The organism is Streptomyces sp. NBC_00568 (assembly GCF_026341855.1).
Taxonomy (GTDB): Bacteria; Actinomycetota; Actinomycetes; order Streptomycetales; family Streptomycetaceae; genus Streptomyces.
Window position 1 is genome coordinate 5,931,240 of sequence record NZ_JAPENW010000001.1, and the last position, 16,046, is coordinate 5,947,285.

At 71.5% G+C, this 16,046-nt stretch carries 15 protein-coding genes; 12 read left to right on the forward strand and 3 right to left on the reverse strand.

The features are described 5' to 3' along the window. The first annotated feature begins 27 nt into the window (after positions 1-27). Positions 28-1,248, forward strand: a complete 1,221-nt coding sequence (gene mycP, locus OOK38_RS25755) for a type VII secretion-associated serine protease mycosin (protein WP_266765599.1) — start codon at positions 28-30, stop codon at positions 1,246-1,248. A 142-nt stretch (positions 1,249-1,390) separates the two neighbouring features. Here mycP and OOK38_RS25760 read toward each other — a convergent pair whose 3' ends face one another. Beyond that, a complete protein-coding gene (locus OOK38_RS25760) occupies positions 1,391-2,356 on the reverse strand; it encodes a serine hydrolase (protein WP_266756726.1) in 966 nt (321 codons plus the stop codon). Between the two features lie 149 nt (positions 2,357-2,505). Between OOK38_RS25760 and OOK38_RS25765 the strand changes: the two genes are divergently transcribed. Next, positions 2,506-3,237 (forward strand): SseB family protein, encoded by a 732-nt coding sequence (locus tag OOK38_RS25765; RefSeq protein WP_266756724.1) that lies wholly within the window; start codon positions 2,506-2,508, stop codon positions 3,235-3,237. Positions 3,238-3,279: 42 nt separating this feature from the next. Here OOK38_RS25765 and OOK38_RS25770 read toward each other — a convergent pair whose 3' ends face one another. Beyond that, positions 3,280-3,636, reverse strand: a complete 357-nt coding sequence (locus OOK38_RS25770; protein ID WP_266756722.1) for a DUF1844 domain-containing protein — start codon at positions 3,634-3,636, stop codon at positions 3,280-3,282. Positions 3,637-4,026: 390 nt separating this feature from the next. On the opposite strand from OOK38_RS25770, the gene infC reads away from it, so the two are divergent. The 10 genes from infC to OOK38_RS25820 all read left to right on the forward strand — a co-directional run bounded on the left by infC (position 4,027) and on the right by OOK38_RS25820 (position 15,715). Further along, positions 4,027-4,743 carry a translation initiation factor IF-3 gene (gene infC / locus OOK38_RS25775; RefSeq protein ID WP_266765598.1) on the forward strand — a complete coding sequence of 239 codons (717 nt, stop codon included), beginning with the start codon at positions 4,027-4,029 and terminating at the stop codon, positions 4,741-4,743. Positions 4,744-4,849: 106 nt separating this feature from the next. Beyond that, positions 4,850-5,044 (forward strand): 50S ribosomal protein L35, encoded by a 195-nt coding sequence (gene rpmI, locus OOK38_RS25780; RefSeq protein WP_006374321.1) that lies wholly within the window; start codon positions 4,850-4,852, stop codon positions 5,042-5,044. Between the two features lie 95 nt (positions 5,045-5,139). Then, positions 5,140-5,523, forward strand: a complete 384-nt coding sequence (gene rplT / locus OOK38_RS25785) for a 50S ribosomal protein L20 (protein ID WP_003970214.1) — start codon at positions 5,140-5,142, stop codon at positions 5,521-5,523. A gap of 248 nt (positions 5,524-5,771) precedes the next feature. Further along, positions 5,772-6,632 (forward strand): RNA methyltransferase, encoded by an 861-nt coding sequence (locus OOK38_RS25790; RefSeq protein ID WP_266756716.1) that lies wholly within the window; start codon positions 5,772-5,774, stop codon positions 6,630-6,632. A gap of 53 nt (positions 6,633-6,685) precedes the next feature. After that, positions 6,686-7,867: an ATP-binding protein gene (locus OOK38_RS25795; RefSeq protein WP_266756714.1), complete on the forward strand. Its 1,182-nt coding sequence runs from the start codon at positions 6,686-6,688 to the stop codon at positions 7,865-7,867. Positions 7,868-8,050: 183 nt separating this feature from the next. Further along, the gene (gene pheS, locus OOK38_RS25800) at positions 8,051-9,181 is read left to right on the forward strand and encodes a phenylalanine--tRNA ligase subunit alpha (protein WP_266756712.1); all 1,131 of its coding nucleotides are present in this window, start codon (positions 8,051-8,053) and stop codon (positions 9,179-9,181) included. Beyond that, positions 9,181-11,685, forward strand: coding sequence for a phenylalanine--tRNA ligase subunit beta (gene pheT, locus OOK38_RS25805; RefSeq protein ID WP_266756711.1), 2,505 nt, complete (start codon positions 9,181-9,183; stop codon positions 11,683-11,685). The genes pheS and pheT overlap by 1 nt, the downstream gene beginning before the upstream one ends. Positions 11,686-12,246: 561 nt before the next feature. Beyond that, the gene (locus OOK38_RS25810) at positions 12,247-13,200 is read left to right on the forward strand and encodes a PP2C family protein-serine/threonine phosphatase (RefSeq protein ID WP_266765597.1); all 954 of its coding nucleotides are present in this window, start codon (positions 12,247-12,249) and stop codon (positions 13,198-13,200) included. Between the two features lie 465 nt (positions 13,201-13,665). Beyond that, complete coding sequence (locus OOK38_RS25815) at positions 13,666-15,006, forward strand: transcriptional regulator (RefSeq protein ID WP_266756709.1); 1,341 nt, start codon at positions 13,666-13,668, stop codon at positions 15,004-15,006. A 163-nt stretch (positions 15,007-15,169) separates the two neighbouring features. Then, a complete protein-coding gene (locus tag OOK38_RS25820) occupies positions 15,170-15,715 on the forward strand; it encodes an NUDIX hydrolase (protein ID WP_266756707.1) in 546 nt (181 codons plus the stop codon). A 26-nt stretch (positions 15,716-15,741) separates the two neighbouring features. On the opposite strand, the gene OOK38_RS25825 is transcribed toward OOK38_RS25820, so the two are convergent. After that, positions 15,742-15,999, reverse strand: coding sequence for a hypothetical protein (locus tag OOK38_RS25825; RefSeq protein WP_266756705.1), 258 nt, complete (start codon positions 15,997-15,999; stop codon positions 15,742-15,744). Between the last annotated feature and the right edge of the window lie 47 nt (positions 16,000-16,046).

A 16,046-nucleotide genomic window follows, 5' to 3' on the forward strand; every position in this document is an offset into this window, starting at 1 on the left:
GGCACCGCCGCGGCCGGACAGCGCGCGATGCCGGGGAAGCGCGTCCGCGCGGCCCTGGCGGCCCGTCGGCCCCGCCTCTCCCGCAGGTCCGGCGTCCTCGGCGCCGTCCTCGCCGCCTCCCTCGCCCTGGTGCCCTCGACCGCCGCGCACGCCGACGGCATACGCGCCCAGCAGTGGGGCCTCGACGCGATGCACACGCAGCAGGCGTGGCGGACGACCAAGGGCAAGGGCATCACCGTCGCCGTCCTGGACACCGGCGTCGACGCCCGGCACCGGGACCTCGCGGGCAACGTGCTCGCCGGGAAGGACATGGTCGGCTTCGGCGCGAGCCGTGGCGACCGGGCCTGGGCCCGGCACGGCACCGCCATGGCCGGCATCATCGCCGGGCACGGCCACGGAGCGGGTGACGCCGACGGCGTGATGGGCATCGCCCCGCAGGCCAAGGTCCTGCCCGTCCGTGTCATCCTCGAGGACGGCGACTCGGCCCGCTCGAAGGCCCGCAACACCCGGGGCAACGCGCTCGCCGAGGGCATCCGCTGGGCCACCGACCACGGCGCCGACGTCATCAACCTCTCCCTCGGCGACGACTCCAAGTCCGCCCACCCCGAGCCCGCCGAGGACGAAGCCGTCCAGTACGCGCTGAAGAAGGGCGCCGTCGTCGTCGCCTCGGCCGGCAACGGCGGGGAGAAGGGCGACCACATCTCCTACCCGGCCGCGTACCCCGGCGTGATCGCGGCGACCGCCGTGGACCGCTACGGAACCCGCGCCTCCTTCTCCACCCGCCGCTGGTACGCCACCGTCAGCGCCCCGGGCGTCGATGTCGTCATCGCCGACCCGGACGACCGGTACTACGAGGGCTGGGGCACCAGCGCGGCGTCCGCGTTCGTCTCCGGCGCGGTCGCGCTCGTCAAGGCCGCCCACCCGGGCCTGTCCCCGGCCCAGATCAAGCAGCTCCTCGAGGACACCGCCCGCAACGTTCCCTCCGGGGGCCGTGACGACTCCCGCGGCTTCGGCTTCATCGACCCCGCCGCCGCCATCGAGGCGGGCGGGCGGCTCAAGCCGGAAGGCCTCAAGTCGGCGGCGTACGGCCAGAAGTACTTCGGCCCGGGCCCCGACACCCCTGACGACGGCGGCAGTTCCGCCGACTGGGCCGGCCCCCTCGCGGGCGCCCTGGGCCTGGCCCTGCTGGGCACCTCGGTGGTGCTGTGGCGCGGTCGCAGAGTCCCGCGCCTGTTCGGCCGTTCCTAGGATCCGGAGCCGCGCACCACCGGCGGGTGGCAGGAAGTCCACCGACCCGGTCCCTGTACCGATCGGGTGTCCGGTCCGCGCCGCCGCCCCGGCCGACGTACTCGTCCCGTCGATCCCGTCGGTCCCGTCGGTCCCGTCCGCGTCAGTCCTCGGCGATGTCCTGGAAGGCAGACAGCGCGGCCTTCGACACCGCTTCCACCAGCGCAATGCCCTTGGTCTGCGTGGAGTTGCCGTTCGACAGCGCCGCCACCAGATAGGCGTGGCCGTCGGCCGAGACCCGCCCGATGCTGTTGATGTCCCACAGCCCGGTCGTACTGCGCGCCAACCACCCGTTCTTCAGAGCCCATTGAGAACCGTCCGCCGCGGCCGACACCCCCCACCGCTGGCCGGCCGCGATCTCGCCCATGAGCCCCTGGAGGTAGGACCGGGAGCTCTCGCCGAGTTCCGAGTCGTCACCGAACACCTGTCGCAGCAGCGTCAGTTGGTCGCTCGCCGTGGTCTGGGTCAGCCCCCACAGCTCACCGTCGCCGCCCTCCGTGTCCGTCAGGCCGAAGCGCTTGTTCGCCGCGTCCAGGCCGTCGGCCCGGCCGATCGCCCTCCAGAGCGCGGTCGCCGACACGTTGTCGCTGTTCTCGATCATCGCGGTGGCGTACGTCTTCTCCTGCGCGGTGAGATGCCGGTCCGCGTCCTGTGCCTGGAGCAGCAGCGCGGCCAGGATGTTCACCTTCACGATGCTCGCGGTGTCGAACGCGGCGTCCCCGTACGCGGCGCTCGCACCGGAGTCGAGATCGAGGACGGCGACCGAGGCCTTCGCGCCGGCCGTCACCGTCACCGCCTTCATCGCCTTCGCGAGCAGTGCGTCCCGGTCCACGGCGGGCTCCGCCACAGGTTCCACCGAAGCCTCCTCGGTCACGGTCGGCGACGAAGACGGCGATGCCGACGCCGCCGCCGACGATACGGCGCCCGGGCCGTCGTGCGCCTGGGCCTTGACGTACACGGCCCCGGTCGCGGTGGCGCCGACGAGGACGGCGGAGGCCACGGCGGTGTACAGGAGTGGCTTGCGTCGGGAGGGCCGGGCGCGGCGCCCGCGTGCTCTGTGACGGTCCATCCCGCGATGCTGGACCTCTGGGCTGTGTCCGCGGTTAGACGCGTGTTAGAGGTGTGTCAGGGAAGACTGAGAAACTGATGAATCCCGTCAACGCCGGGTTTCAGGGGCCGCACAAGCACAGCAGCATCCCCCCGATAGGGTCGGGGACCGTGGCGAACAAGAACATTCCCGACTCCGGCTTCTCCGACGACGACGGTTCCGCCGACCCCCGGCTGAGCGCGGCGCTCGCCGCGTGGTCCGCGAACCGGACCGCCGTGCCGCCGGTCCTGGAGGCACTCCGGGGCGCCCGGCTGCTCGTGCCGGTCGTGGCCATCCTCGGCGAGGTCGAGGAGGACGAGAACGGGCTGCGCCGCGAGAAGACCAGCGACATGGCGGTGCCCACGCTCAAGGCGGGGAACCGCACGGCCCTGCCCGCCTTCACGTCCACCGACGCGCTGGCCCGCTGGGACCCGGAGGCCCGCCCCGTCGCCGTACGCCTGATCCAGGTCCTGGAGGCAGCGGCGCACGAGAAGGCCGACACGATCGTGCTGGACCTGGCGGGTCCCGTGTCCTACGAGCTGACGGGCTCCGCCCTGCTGGCGCTCGCCGAGGGGCGTACGACCGCCGACCCGCTCGCCGATCCCGCCGTGGTCGAGGCGGTACGGGCCGCGGTCGCCGCCGAGCCCCTGGTGGTCCGCGCCCATCTCGGCCCCGGCCGGGCGGACGGCACTCTCGCCCTGGTGCTCGACCCGTCGGCCGCCCCCGCCGAGACCGCTCGCGCGGTGGCCGAGCGGCTCGCGGCCGACGAAACGCTGAGGGCCCGCCTGGTGCGCGGCCTCGACCTGGCACTGCTGCCGGCCGAGGCGACGCCACCGGGCGAGCCCCTGTACGTACGCGGGTAGGCCCGCGTCCGCCTCCGTCTCCGTACGACGTACGGACGCGGGTCAGCCGTAGACGGGGCCCGTGTACTTCTCGCCCGGGCCCTGGCCCGGCTCGTCCGGGACGAGGGACGCCTCGCGGAAGGCCAGCTGGAGCGACTTCAGGCCGTCGCGCAGCGGGGCCGCGTGGAAGGAGCTGATCTCGGTGGTGCTCGCGTCGAGCAGCCCGGCCAGCGCGGTGACCAGCTTGCGCGCCTCGTCCAGGTCCTTGTGCTCGTCGCCCTCCTCGGTGAGACCGAGCTTCACGGCGGCGGCGCTCATCAGGTTGACGGCGACCGTCACGATGACCTCGACCGCGGGGACCTCGGCGATGTCGCGGGTCATGGTGTCGTAGTCGGGGTTCTGGGGAGGGGTGTCACTCATGCCTCCCACGATAGGCCCCGGCGCGCGCGTCCCCGTCCGCGGGAGTCTTCCGCCGGGTGGGAGACGGCGGGGAGGCCGCCGGTTAGCGCGCACCCGGCGGAACTGCTAACCTTGTGTAACGACCGGCCGGACACGTATGTGCTCGGCCCACAAGTGGAGGCTCCGATCTCCCACCCGACTGTCCTCCGGGACGGCGGGTCATCCGGTCAGGTGGCCACCACCGTTCCGTACGGACGGTGGAGTCGCCCGAATGTGCGCCCCGCGGTTGACTGCGGCGGTGCTCCGGTTAGCCATGGAGCCCCGCCTGTGTCCCGTCCGGGGCATTTTTCATGTGCCCCGGTGGTTGGTCCACTGTCATCAGAGACATACGCGGCGGTCCGCCAGACCGTCGTGTGGTGCTACCGAGGAGGATCCATCAGCACCGAGCCCCGCATCAACGACCGGATTCGCGTTCCCGAAGTGCGACTTGTCGGTCCCAGCGGCGAGCAGGTCGGGATTGTTCCGCTTGCCAAGGCCCTGGAGCTTGCTCAGGAGTACGACCTCGACCTCGTCGAGGTGGCCGCGAGCGCACGCCCGCCGGTCTGCAAGCTCATGGACTACGGGAAGTTCAAGTACGAGTCGGCCATGAAGGCCCGTGAGGCGCGCAAGAACCAGGCGCACACGGTCATCAAGGAAATGAAGCTCCGGCCGAAGATCGACCCGCACGACTACGACACCAAAAAGGGTCACGTCGTCCGGTTCCTCAAGCAGGGCGACAAGGTCAAGATCACGATCATGTTCCGTGGTCGCGAGCAGTCCCGGCCGGAACTCGGCTACCGACTGCTGCAGCGTCTCGCTACGGACGTCGAGGACCTCGGGTTCATCGAGTCGAACCCGAAGCAGGACGGCCGAAACATGATCATGGTTCTCGGTCCGCACAAGAAGAAGACCGAGGCGATGGCCGAAGCCCGTGAGGCTCAGGCGGCTCGCAAGGCAGAAGCGAAGGCCAATCCCGGTCGTTCGCAGAACGCCGCCGATGACGACATCGCCGAGGGCGACGTGGTCGAGGGCGAGACCACCGAGGCCGAGTCCGCCGAGGCCCCGGCCGAGGCATCCGCCGAGGCCTGATCCCAGGGCGCATGCCCCGGGATGTCAATCCATACATATGACGTTCCACCGTGCCCGGTCCAGCGACCGGGCACCGGAACGCCACTGACGAGGAGAGAACGGCGCTATGCCGAAGAACAAGTCGCACAGCGGTGCCAGCAAGCGCTTCAAGATCACCGGCTCCGGCAAGGTGCTCCGTGAGCGCGCCGGCAAGCGCCACCTGCTCGAGCACAAGTCGTCCCGCGTGACCCGTCGTCTCACCGGCACCGCCGAGATGGCCCCGGGCGACGCCGCGAAGATCAAGAAGCTTCTCGGCAAGTGACGTACCGGCGCTTCGGCGCCGCACGTCTGAACCGGGACCCCATCGATTTCGGGCCGTGTGAGTCCAACCACGGCCCCGCTACAAGGAGTTAAAAAGTGGCACGCGTCAAGCGGGCAGTCAACGCCCACAAGAAGCGCCGGGCGATCCTCGAGGCGGCCTCCGGCTACCGCGGTCAGCGTTCGCGCCTGTACCGCAAGGCCAAGGAGCAGGTCACCCACTCTCTGGTCTACAACTACAACGACCGCAAGAAGCGCAAGGGCGACTTCCGTCAGCTGTGGATCCAGCGCATCAACGCTGCGGCCCGCCAGAACGGCATGACGTACAACCGCCTCATCCAGGGTCTGAAGGCCGCCAACATCGAGGTGGACCGCAAGATCCTCGCGGAGCTGGCCGTCAACGACGCCAACGCGTTCGCCGCGCTCGTCGAGGTCGCGCAGAAGGCGCTGCCGTCGGACGTCAACGCGCCGAAGGCCGCGTGACGCTGCGCTGGCTCTAGCCGACGTGGACGTGACTGAAGGACCCGCAGGTTTCAGCCTGCGGGTCCTTTGCTGCTGACGCCCGCTGAGGCTGTGCGTGCGGGTGCCGGCCGTCGGGGGCTGATCGCTCCCCCGAGTTCTCGGCTCCGCTCGAACAGGGGGACCCCCATCGCGGCGGAGCCGCAGATCGACACGGGCCCGCGCCCCCAGGGGGTTGCAGTCGTCCCCAGATATCGAAGGTGAACCAGACAATGCCACCCGCCAGCCCCGAGCTGATCTCCCCGCGCTCGCCGCGTGTCCTGGCCGCCCGGCGGCTCGCCCGGCGGAACTTCCGGGGCAAGGAGCGGCTGTTCCTCGCCGAGGGGCCGCAGGCCGTCCGGGAGGCCGCGGCGCACCGCGCCGACGGCTCCGCCACCCTCGTGGAACTGTTCGCCACCGTCGAAGCCGCCGAGCGCTACGCCGACATCGTCGGTGACGCCCGAGGCGCCGGCGCCCGCGTGCACCTCGCCGAAGAGCAGGTCATCGCCGACATCTCCACCACCGTCACCCCGCAGGGCCTCGTCGGGATCTGCCGCTTCCTCGACACCCCCTTCGAGGACATCCTCAAGGCCCGGCCCAAGCTCGTCGCCGTGCTCGCGCACGTCCGCGACCCCGGGAACGCCGGGACCGTGCTGCGCTGCGCGGACGCCGCGGGCGCCGAGGCCGTCGTCCTCACCGACGCCTCCGTGGACCTCTACAACCCCAAGGCCGTACGTGCCTCCGTCGGGTCCCTGTTCCATCTGCCCGTCGCCGTCGGCGTGCCCGTCGAGCAGGCCGTGGCCGGACTCAAGGACGCGGGCGTCCGCATCCTCGCCGCCGACGGCGCGGGCGAGGACGATCTCGACGACGAACTCGACAAGGGGACCATGGGCGGACCCACCGCCTGGGTGTTCGGCAACGAGGCCTGGGGGCTTCCGGAGGAAACCCGTGCGCTGGCCGATGCCGTCGTGCGCGTTCCCATCCACGGAAAGGCCGAGAGCCTGAACCTCGCCACGGCCGCGGCCGTATGTCTCTACGCGTCAGCCCGTGCACAGCGCGCCTCCACAGGGTGCCGTTCCGTCACCGGCAGCTAGTAGGGTGACGGGCTCGGGGGCCCTCTGCGCCAGACGAGAGGTGGGGTACGGGGATGAGTGTCGGCACGGGCGGGGCGCAGAGCGCGCTACGAGCACGAGACGTGCGCGGCACATCCGCGTCCCGGCACGATGACACCGCCGGAGACGGCCCCGGAGCCGGACTCGGCATCGACCCCGACGACCTGCCCGACGGAATCGTCGTCGCCGACGAACACGGCCGGGTGATCTGCTTCAACGCCGCCGCCGCCCGGATCACGGCGGTCCCCGCGGCCGAGGCCCTCGGCCGACGGCTCGAATCGGCGCTCCCCCTGGAGGACCTGGAAGGCCGCCGATGGTGGCAGATGACCGACCCGTACGGCGGTCTCGCCATCCGCAACGGACAGCCCGAGCGCAATCTGCTGCTCCCCGGCGGCCGTGAGGTCCTCGTCTCCGCGCGCTATGTGCGGACCCGGCCCACCGGACCGGTCCGCCGGGTCGTCGTCTCCCTGCGCGACACCGAGGCCCGCCGCCGCACCGAGCGCAGCCACGCCGAGCTGATCGCCACGGTCGCCCATGAGCTGCGCTCGCCGCTCACCTCCGTCAAGGGCTTCACGGCGACCCTGCTCGCCAAGTGGGAACGCTTCACCGACGACCAGAAGAAACTGATGCTGGAGACCGTCGACGCCGACGCGAACCGTGTCACCCGGCTCATCGCCGAGCTCCTCGACATCTCCCGCATCGACTCCGGGCGCCTCGAACTGCGCCGCCAGCCCGTCGACATAGGCGCCGCCGTCGGCCGGCACATCCAGGCGTACGTCGCCTCGGGCCAGCCCGCCGACCGCTTCCTGCTGCGCATCGAGCAGCCCCTGCCCGCTCTCTGGGCCGACCCCGACAAGATCGACCAGGTGCTCAGCAACCTGATCGAAAATGCGGTGCGGCACGGCGAGGGAACCGTCACCATTGACGTGGCACCCTCGGTCTCCCCGCGTGAGCGGCCGGAAGACGAGGGCACGGCGAACGCCGTCACGTCGGTCACCGTGAGCGACGAGGGCACCGGAATCCCGGAGGAGTCCATGAACCGCGTCTTCACCCGCTTCTGGCGGGGCAGCAAGCGCGGCGGCACCGGCCTCGGGCTCTACATCGTCAAGGGCATCGTCGAAGCCCACGGCGGCACCATCACGGTCGGCCGTGCCCCCGGCGGGGGCGCGGAGTTCCGATTTACGTTGCCCGTGGGCACCCCGGCGTACCTTCTGTAAACGCCGCAGCGGCCCCCACGGGCGCATCCGCACGGGAGCACCGCGAGGACGCCCAGTCCTGGGCAGGCCCCCACCCCCGTTAGACTCGGCCTTTGGCACCTTTGCGTCCTCTCATCTGCGGACGATTCGTCTCCGAGTCGATGACGGGGACCCTCAGCCAGCCAACCGGAAGCACGGGAAGAGATGTCGGCACCTAATAAGTCGTACGACCCTGTAGAGGTCGAGGCCTTGAAACCGGAAGAGATCGAGCGCATGCGGGACGAGGCGCTCGCCGCCTTCGCGGCCGCCGGTGACCTCGACGCGCTCCAGGAGGCCAAGGTCGCCCACACCGGCGGCACCTCCCCGCTGGCCCTGGCCAACCGCGAGATCGGAGCGCTGCCCCCGCAGGCCAAGGCGGCGGCCGGCAAGCTCGTCGGCCAGGCCCGCGGCGCCGTGAACAAGGCCCTCGCCGCCCGCCAGACAGAGCTGGAGGCCGAGCGCGACGCGCGCGTACTGGTCGAGGAGGCGGTGGACGTCACCCTGCCGTACGACCGCGTACCGAGCGGCGCCCGGCACCCGCTGACCACCATGATGGAGCGGGTCGCGGACGTCTTCGTGTCCATGGGATACGAGGTCGCCGAGGGACCCGAGGTCGAGGCGGAGTGGTTCAACTTCGACGCCCTGAACTTCGGCCCGGACCACCCGGCCCGGCAGATGCAGGACACCTTCTTCGTCCAGGGCCCCAAGGGCGCTGACAGCGACGGCGAGTCCGGTGTCGTGCTGCGCACCCACACCTCACCGGTGCAGGCCCGCGCCATGCTCGACCGGGAGCCGCCCGTCTACGTCGTGTGCCCCGGCCGCGTCTACCGCACGGACGAACTCGACGCCACGCACACCCCGGTCTTCCACCAGATCGAGCTGCTGGCCGTCGACGAGGGCCTGACCATGGCCGACCTCAAGGGCACCCTGGACCACATGGTCCAGTCGCTCTTCGGCTCGGACATGAAGACCCGGCTGCGCCCGAACTACTTCCCCTTCACCGAGCCGTCCGCCGAGATGGACATGCTCTGCTACGTCTGCAAGGGCGAGTCCGTCGGCAACCCCGACCGCCCCTGCCGGACCTGCTCCTCCGAGGGCTGGATCGAGCTCGGCGGCTGCGGCATGGTCAACCCGCGGGTGCTGGTCGCCTGTGGCGTGGACCCGGAGAAGTACAGCGGATTCGCCTTCGGGTTCGGCATCGAGCGGATGCTGATGTTCCGTCACAACGTAGAAGACATGCGAGACATGGTCGAGGGTGACGTCCGGTTCACCCGGCCGTTCGGGATGGAGATCTGATGCGGGTCCCGCTTTCTTGGCTGCGGGAGTACGTCGACCTGCCGGCGACGGAGACCGGGCGCGACGTCCAGGCCAAGCTCATTTCGGCAGGCCTCGAGGTCGAGACCGTCGAGCAGCTCGGCGCCGACCTCAAGGGTCCCCTGGTCGTCGGCCAGGTGCTCACCATCGAGGAACTGACGGAGTTCAAGAAGCCCATCCGCTTCTGCACCGTCGACGTCGGCACCGCCAACGGCACCGGTGAGCCCCAGGAGATCGTCTGCGGCGCCCGCAACTTCGCCGTCGGCGACAAGGTCGTCGTGGTGCTGCCCGGCGCCGTCCTGCCCGGCAACTTCGCGATCGCCGCGCGCAAGACGTACGGCAAGACCTCGCACGGCATGATCTGCTCCGGCGACGAGCTGGGCATGGGCGACGACGGCTCCGGCGGCATCATCGTGCTGCCGCCCGAGGTCGAGGTCGGTACCGACGCGATCGAGCTGCTCCAGCTCGTCGACGAGGTCCTCGACATCGCCGTCACGCCCGACCGCGGCTACGCACTGTCGCTGCGCGGCGTGGCCCGCGAGGCCGCCATCGCGTACGGCCTGCCGCTGCGCGACCCCGCGCTGCTCGACGTACCGGCCCCGAACGCGTTCGGCTACCCGGTGCAGATCTCCGACCCGATGGGCTGCGACCGCTTCACCGCGCGGACGGTGACCGGCCTCGACCCCGACGCCCACTCCCCGATCTGGCTGCGGCGCCGGCTGCAGAAGGCCGGGATGCGCCCGATCTCGCTGGCCGTCGACATCACCAACTACGTGATGCTGGAGCTCGGCCAGCCCCTGCACGCCTACGACCGCAGCCGGGTCCAGGGCACGATCGGCGTACGCCGGGCCGAGCAGGGCGAGAAGATCACCACCCTCGACGGTGTCAAGCGCACGCTGGACGCCGGAGACCTGGTGATCACCGACGACCGCGGGCCCATCGGCCTCGCGGGCGTCATGGGCGGCGCCCACACCGAGATCGACGACACCGAGGGCACCACGACCGAGGTCGTCATCGAGGCCGCGCACTTCGACGCGATCTCGATCGCGCGCACGGCCCGCCGTCACAGGCTGGCCTCCGAGGCGTCCAAGCGCTTCGAGCGCGGCGTCGACCCGCAGGCCGCGTCCGCCGCGGCCCAGCGGACCGTCGACCTGCTCGTGCTCCTCGCGGGCGGCACCGCCGACGCCGGGGTCACCGAGGTGATCGCGCCGTCCGCGCCGCACACCATCACCATCCCGGCGGACCACCCGGACAAGGTGGCCGGTGTCGACTACGGCCGCGAGACCGTCGTCCGCCGCCTCCAGCAGGTCGGCTGCGACGTGTACGGGCAGGACGAGCTGATCGTCACCGTGCCGTCCTGGCGGCCCGACCTGACGGACCCGAACGACCTCGCGGAAGAGGTCATCCGGCTCGAGGGCTACGAGAACCTGCCCTCCACGCTGCCCAAGCCCCCGGCGGGTCTCGGCCTCACCGACCGGCAGCGGCTGAACCGCCGGATCGGCCGCGCGCTGGCCGGTGCCGGATACGTGGAGGCGCTGAACTACCCGTTCATCGGCGAGCACGTCTTCGACCAGTTCGGCCTGGCCGACGACGACCCGAAGCGCAAGGTCGTCAAGCTGGTCAACCCGCTCTCCGACGAGGAGCCCGCGCTCCGTACGACGCTGCTGCCGGGTCTGCTCCAGACCCTGCGCCGCAACGACGGCCGCGGCAGCCACGACCTGGCGCTCTTCGAGACGGGCCTGGTCTTCCACCCGCAGGAGGAACTGCGCGTCGCCGGGCGGCTGCCCGTCGACCGCCGTCCCACCGACGAGGAGGTCGCGTCCCTGACCGCCGCGCTTCCCGTCCAGCCCCGGCACGCCGCCGTCGTCCTCGCGGGCGCCCGCGAGCAGGCCGGCTGGTGGGGCAAGGGCCGTCCGGCCGACTGGGCCGACGCGATCGAGGCCGCGCGCACCCTGGCCCGCGAGTCGGGGACCGAACTCCTCGTCCGCTCCGGCCAGTACGGGCCGTGGCACCCGGGCCGCTGCGCCGAGCTCGCGGTCCTCGTGGACGGTGCGGAGCAGGTCATCGGGTACGCCGGTGAGCTGCACCCCGGTGTACTGAAGACGCTGGGCCTGCCCGCGCGCACCTGCGCGATGGAGCTGGACCTGGACGTGCTGGAGCGGGCGAGCTCGGGCCACCCCAAGGGCCCGAAGATCTCGACCTTCCCGGTCGCCACGCAGGACGTCGCGCTGGTCGTCGACAGGACCGTCCCGCACACGGACGTCGAAGCGGCGCTGCGCGACGGCGCGGGTGAACTCCTCGAGTCCATCCGGCTGTTCGACGAGTACGAGAGCGAGCAGCTCGGCGAGGACAAGAAGTCCCTCGCCTACGCGCTGCGGTTCCGTGCCGCCGATCGCACGCTGACGGTCGACGAAGCGTCCGCGGCGCGCGACGCGGCGGTGGCACTGGCCGCCGAGCGCACGGGAGCCGTGCTGCGCGGAGCCTAGGGGCTCCACCGGTTGTGCCGGGGAGCTGTGCGCCGTTCGGTGGCCGCGGATGTCCGTGGCCGGGCGCGCGGCTCCCCGCTCCCGTTTCCAGGCCTTCCGTGGCTCCTGCCTGCATAAATGCGCGCGCCCGAAGACACCTCACTCATTCGGGTGACATGCCCGGGCGATCCGGCCCGGCCGGGCCGGGCGGTCGACAGAATCGGACCGGTCTCTCCGAGGCCGTCCGCGCTGTCAGTGCTGTCAGTGCCTATTGGGGGGCCAATCGGCATGATCCGTTTCAAGGCTGGGGTGCCCCGCAGGGCGACGCTCCGGACGCATTCGCGGGACCCGGCCGGGGCGGTGCTCGGGCGGCCGCGCCGGGGCGACCGGCTGAGAGCCGGGTTCGCCCGTGCGGTGCGCGGCGGCAGGCCCCGGACCGGGGTCGGCCGCGGGGACTGCGCACCCGGCCGACGCCGGGGCCTCGGCCGCCGGGTCCACCGTTCCGCCGGCCGGCCGCCGCTGCGCCGGGCACTGAGCCTCGGGCTGCCCGCGGTCTGGGGCGCGCTGGCGGTCTCGTACACGATGGCCTGTCCTCTCGCGCAACAGAACGGCGTCGGCGCCCGCATCGTCACCAGCGCCGTCTTCTTCGCGGTCGGTGCCGGTCTGATACTCCACGTCAGAAGGGCGCTGCTGCGCGAGCTCCGGCAGATCCGCAAGGTCGCGGGGGCCGCGCAGGACGTCCTGCTGCGCCCGCTGCCGCCGTCCATCGACGGGCTGAACATCGCCGCTGCCCAGCTCTCCGCGGACCGCGGCGCGGGGGTCGGAGGCGATCTGTACGAGGCGATCGCCACCGAGCACGGGGTGCGGGTCGTGATGGGCGATGTCCGCGGGCACGGACTCGGCGCCATCGGGACCGTCGCCGCGGTCCTCGGCAGCTTCCGCGAGGCCGCGCACGACGAACCCGAACTCGGCGGTGTACTCAGAAGACTCGAGCGGGCGCTGGCCCGGCATCTGCGCCAGGGGGACCGGGCCGATCACCCCTCGACGGGCTTCGACCCCGACAGCCCGGCAGCCGAGGAGTTCGTCACCGTCCTGCTGCTGGAGATCCGCCGCGACGGCGAGGTGCACGCCCTCAACTGCGGCCATCCCTGGCCCTATCTGCTCGGCAGGGGGCGTGTCCTGCCACTCGTCCGAGCCGAACCGCTGCCCCCGCTCGGGCCGTTCCCGCTCCCGGCCGCCCTCGTGGCCGAGCCCTGCGGCCGACTCCTGCCCGGCGAGGGACTGTTCCTGCACACGGACGGTGTCGAGGACGCCCGGGACACCCAGGGACAGTTCTTCCCACTGCTTCCGGCGCTCGCGGAGGCCGTCCGTGACCGGCCCGTCGTGCCGCAGGCCGTGCTGCGCACGGTCTTCGCCGGAGTGCTGCGCCACACCGGCGGCCGGCCCACCGACGACGTGGCCCTCCTGGTGCTGCGCAACGACCGCCGACGCCTTCCCCTGAAACAGGGCCGCGTGTCCCATCACGTGCCCCGCTAGCGGCTGTTGTCCGGCCGCGGGTCGCCGAGCCGCGTGCCGGACCCCGCGTCCGCGGCGCGCTCCGAACGGCCGCGTCTAGGGGCGGCGGCATGCGGTTCCGCCGCCCCGGACGCGACCGGCCACGGGACCCGCCCGGACAACCGGAGTCCCGCGGTCGCCCCGGCCGATCCGGCATCGGCCGTCCGCCCCGCCACGGAGTGTCGGGCAGGCAGCCGGGCGGACGGCGCGAGTCGGGCCGCCGCACTGTACGAGGGGGAGCCGACGGCCCGGCCGGCCTCTTGCGAGGCATTTCAGTCAACCGGTCCGAAACTCTCTGCGACAGTGCGCGTACAGCGCGGATACGGGCATTCCCTTCACACCCCGTGTGAAAGGGGACGCACTACTGTGACGGGCACGGTCTGGTGCGGTCCGGCGCCCTCGGGCGCGATCGGCGCCCACGGCAACGAGCCACTCGGGGGGCCTTCCATGCAGCCCAACACTCTGCTCGACGCGATCCTCGACGAGGCCGGTATCTCGCACGCGGGACTCGCCGCCCACGTCAACCAGGCCGGACGGGCGCGCGGTCTCGCGCTCCGCTACGAACACACCGCCGTGGCACGGTGGTTGAAGGGCCAGCGGCCGCGCGGCCAGGTCCCCGACCTGATCTGCGAGGTGCTCGCGGGACGGCTCCACCGGCCCGTCACGCTCGACGACATCGGCCTCGGGGTCCCCGGCGAACCGTCCACCCCGCACGCCGGGTCGCTCTCCGGCTTCGTCGAGCGGGCCACCGCGCTGTGGCGTTCCGACGAGCAGCAGCGCCCGCACATCCTCGGCGCCCCGGCCGTCACCGGAACGCCCGCGGTGATGCCCGTATGGGAGTGGGAGAATCCGCCCGAGGACGTGGACGTCTCCCGCGGCGGCCGCCACCACGTCAGCATGGCCGACATCGAGATGCTGCGCGCCGCCCGTGCCCACTACGAGCAGATGTACCGCAAGGCCGGCGGCATCGCGACCCGCACCCGGATCGTCGGCTTCCTCAACTCCGAGACCGCGCCCCTGCTGCGCGGCGGCTACACCGACGCCACCGGCCGCCAACTCCACCGCGCAACAGGGGGGTTGGTGGCCATCGCGGGTATCTGCGCCTACGACTCCGACGCGCACGGACTCGCCCAGCGCTACTTCCACCAGGCGCTGCGCCTGGCGAAGGCCAGTGGGGACAGGGGGCTTGGGGCCTACGTCATAGCACTGCTCGTCAACCAGGCGCTGTTCATGCGTGAGTACCGGCAGGCGGTCGCGTTCGCCGAGGCGGCGCTGCGCGCGGCGGGGCGTCACATCACGCCTGCGCTCGCCTCCGACCTGTACGCGATGCAGGCCAAGGCGTACGCACACCTCGGCGACGGCAGCAGCGCACTGTCCTGCATACGGCGTGCCGAGCAGGCCGCCGAGCGCATCCGGCGTGGTTACGAGCCGGACGAGACCGGCTATGTCCAGCCGGGACTGGTCAACGTACAGGTGGCGGAGGCGTTGCTCAGCCTCGGCGATCTGGTGGCCGCCGCGGAGCACGCCGCGGCCGCCGTCGACACTCCGGCGCACGACCGGGGGCGCGTGCACCGGCTGGCGATGCTCAGTCAGATCGAGCTGCGGCAGGGCAACGCCGACAAGGCGGTGGAGACCGCCGTGCAAATGGCGGAACAGGCACGGGGGATGGAGTCGCAGCGGCTGCGTGACAGACTTCGCGCGGTACGCGAGCACCTGGTGCGCAGCGGCTGTTCGGGCACGACCGAGGCCGCGGAACTCATCGACGGCGCACTGCGCGTACCGCTGTAGAGAACACCCGGAAAGCCACTTCACGACCCCCCACCGGAACGCCGGCCACCGCTTGGGCCCATCGTGTTCACCGCCACTGCGCCGTGCCCCGACCGCTGCGACTCTGCTGCCGGGACGCTGCTGCTGCGATATTGCCATCTACTCGGCGGAAGGTGGCAGAACCGTGCAGTGGACGAAACAGAACGAACAAACTGTGTATGAAAACCGCTGGTTCAGCGTCAAGCTCGCAGATGTGGGGCTGCCGGACGGGCGGCATCTCGATCACTTCCTGATACGGCTGCGGCCCGTCGCCGTGGCCACCGTGGTGAACGAGGCCAACGAAGTACTGCTCCTGTGGCGGCACCGCTTCATCACCGACAGCTGGGGATGGGAGCTCGCCGCGGGTGTCGTGGAGGACGGCGAGGACGTCGTCGTCGCGGCGGCCCGCGAACTGGAGGAGGAGACCGGGTGGCGGCCGGGACCCCTGCGGCATCTGATGAGTGTCGAGCCCTCCAACGGGCTCACCGACGCCCGGCATCACATCTACTGGGCCGACGAGGGCGCGTACATCGGACACCCCGTGGACGACTTCGAGTCCGACCGTCGGGAATGGGTTCCCCTGAAGCTCGTTCCCGACATGGTCGCCCGCGGTGAGGTCCCGGCCGCCAACATGGCTGCCGCACTGCTCCTTCTGCACCATCTCAGGCTCGGGCAGGACGCGTTGCCCTGATCAGTCCCCCCTCGGCGTCCTGGGGCCTAGTGGCCCAGAGCCTGCCAGACCGCCACGGCCAGCGCGCCCACGGCCGCGACGACGGCGACGGTGGGCAGTGGCCAGCGGGTGTGTTCGAGCGCGACGATCCGTGTACTGAGATCGTCGAGATCCTTGGCGGCCTGGTCGTCGCGCTGAGTGAGCAGGGCCAGTCCTCCCTCGATGCGGGTCAATCCCACTTCGAGAGATCGGCGTAACTCCGCGAGTTCCTTGGGGGCCACGGGATGCTCGGGGTCGGCGGTCACGGGTCCGCTCCTTTCCGTAGTCGGCACATCCCTTGTGTGCGCACGGA

What these genes read in the sequence shown, in the direction of transcription:
- mycP (WP_266765599.1), top strand. Translation starts at nt 28, where the DNA reads ATGCCGGGGAAGCGCGTCCGCGCGGCCCTGGCGGCCCGTCGGCCCCGC.
- OOK38_RS25760 (WP_266756726.1), bottom strand. Translation starts at nt 2,356, where the DNA reads ATGGACCGTCACAGAGCACGCGGGCGCCGCGCCCGGCCCTCCCGACGC.
- OOK38_RS25770 (WP_266756722.1), bottom strand. Translation starts at nt 3,636, where the DNA reads ATGAGTGACACCCCTCCCCAGAACCCCGACTACGACACCATGACCCGC.
- rpmI (WP_006374321.1), top strand. Translation starts at nt 4,850, where the DNA reads ATGCCGAAGAACAAGTCGCACAGCGGTGCCAGCAAGCGCTTCAAGATC.
- OOK38_RS25790 (WP_266756716.1), top strand. Translation starts at nt 5,772, where the DNA reads ATGCCACCCGCCAGCCCCGAGCTGATCTCCCCGCGCTCGCCGCGTGTC.
- OOK38_RS25795 (WP_266756714.1), top strand. Translation starts at nt 6,686, where the DNA reads ATGAGTGTCGGCACGGGCGGGGCGCAGAGCGCGCTACGAGCACGAGAC.
- pheS (WP_266756712.1), top strand. Translation starts at nt 8,051, where the DNA reads ATGTCGGCACCTAATAAGTCGTACGACCCTGTAGAGGTCGAGGCCTTG.
- pheT (WP_266756711.1), top strand. Translation starts at nt 9,181, where the DNA reads ATGCGGGTCCCGCTTTCTTGGCTGCGGGAGTACGTCGACCTGCCGGCG.
- OOK38_RS25810 (WP_266765597.1), top strand. Translation starts at nt 12,247, where the DNA reads ATGGCCTGTCCTCTCGCGCAACAGAACGGCGTCGGCGCCCGCATCGTC.
- OOK38_RS25815 (WP_266756709.1), top strand. Translation starts at nt 13,666, where the DNA reads ATGCAGCCCAACACTCTGCTCGACGCGATCCTCGACGAGGCCGGTATC.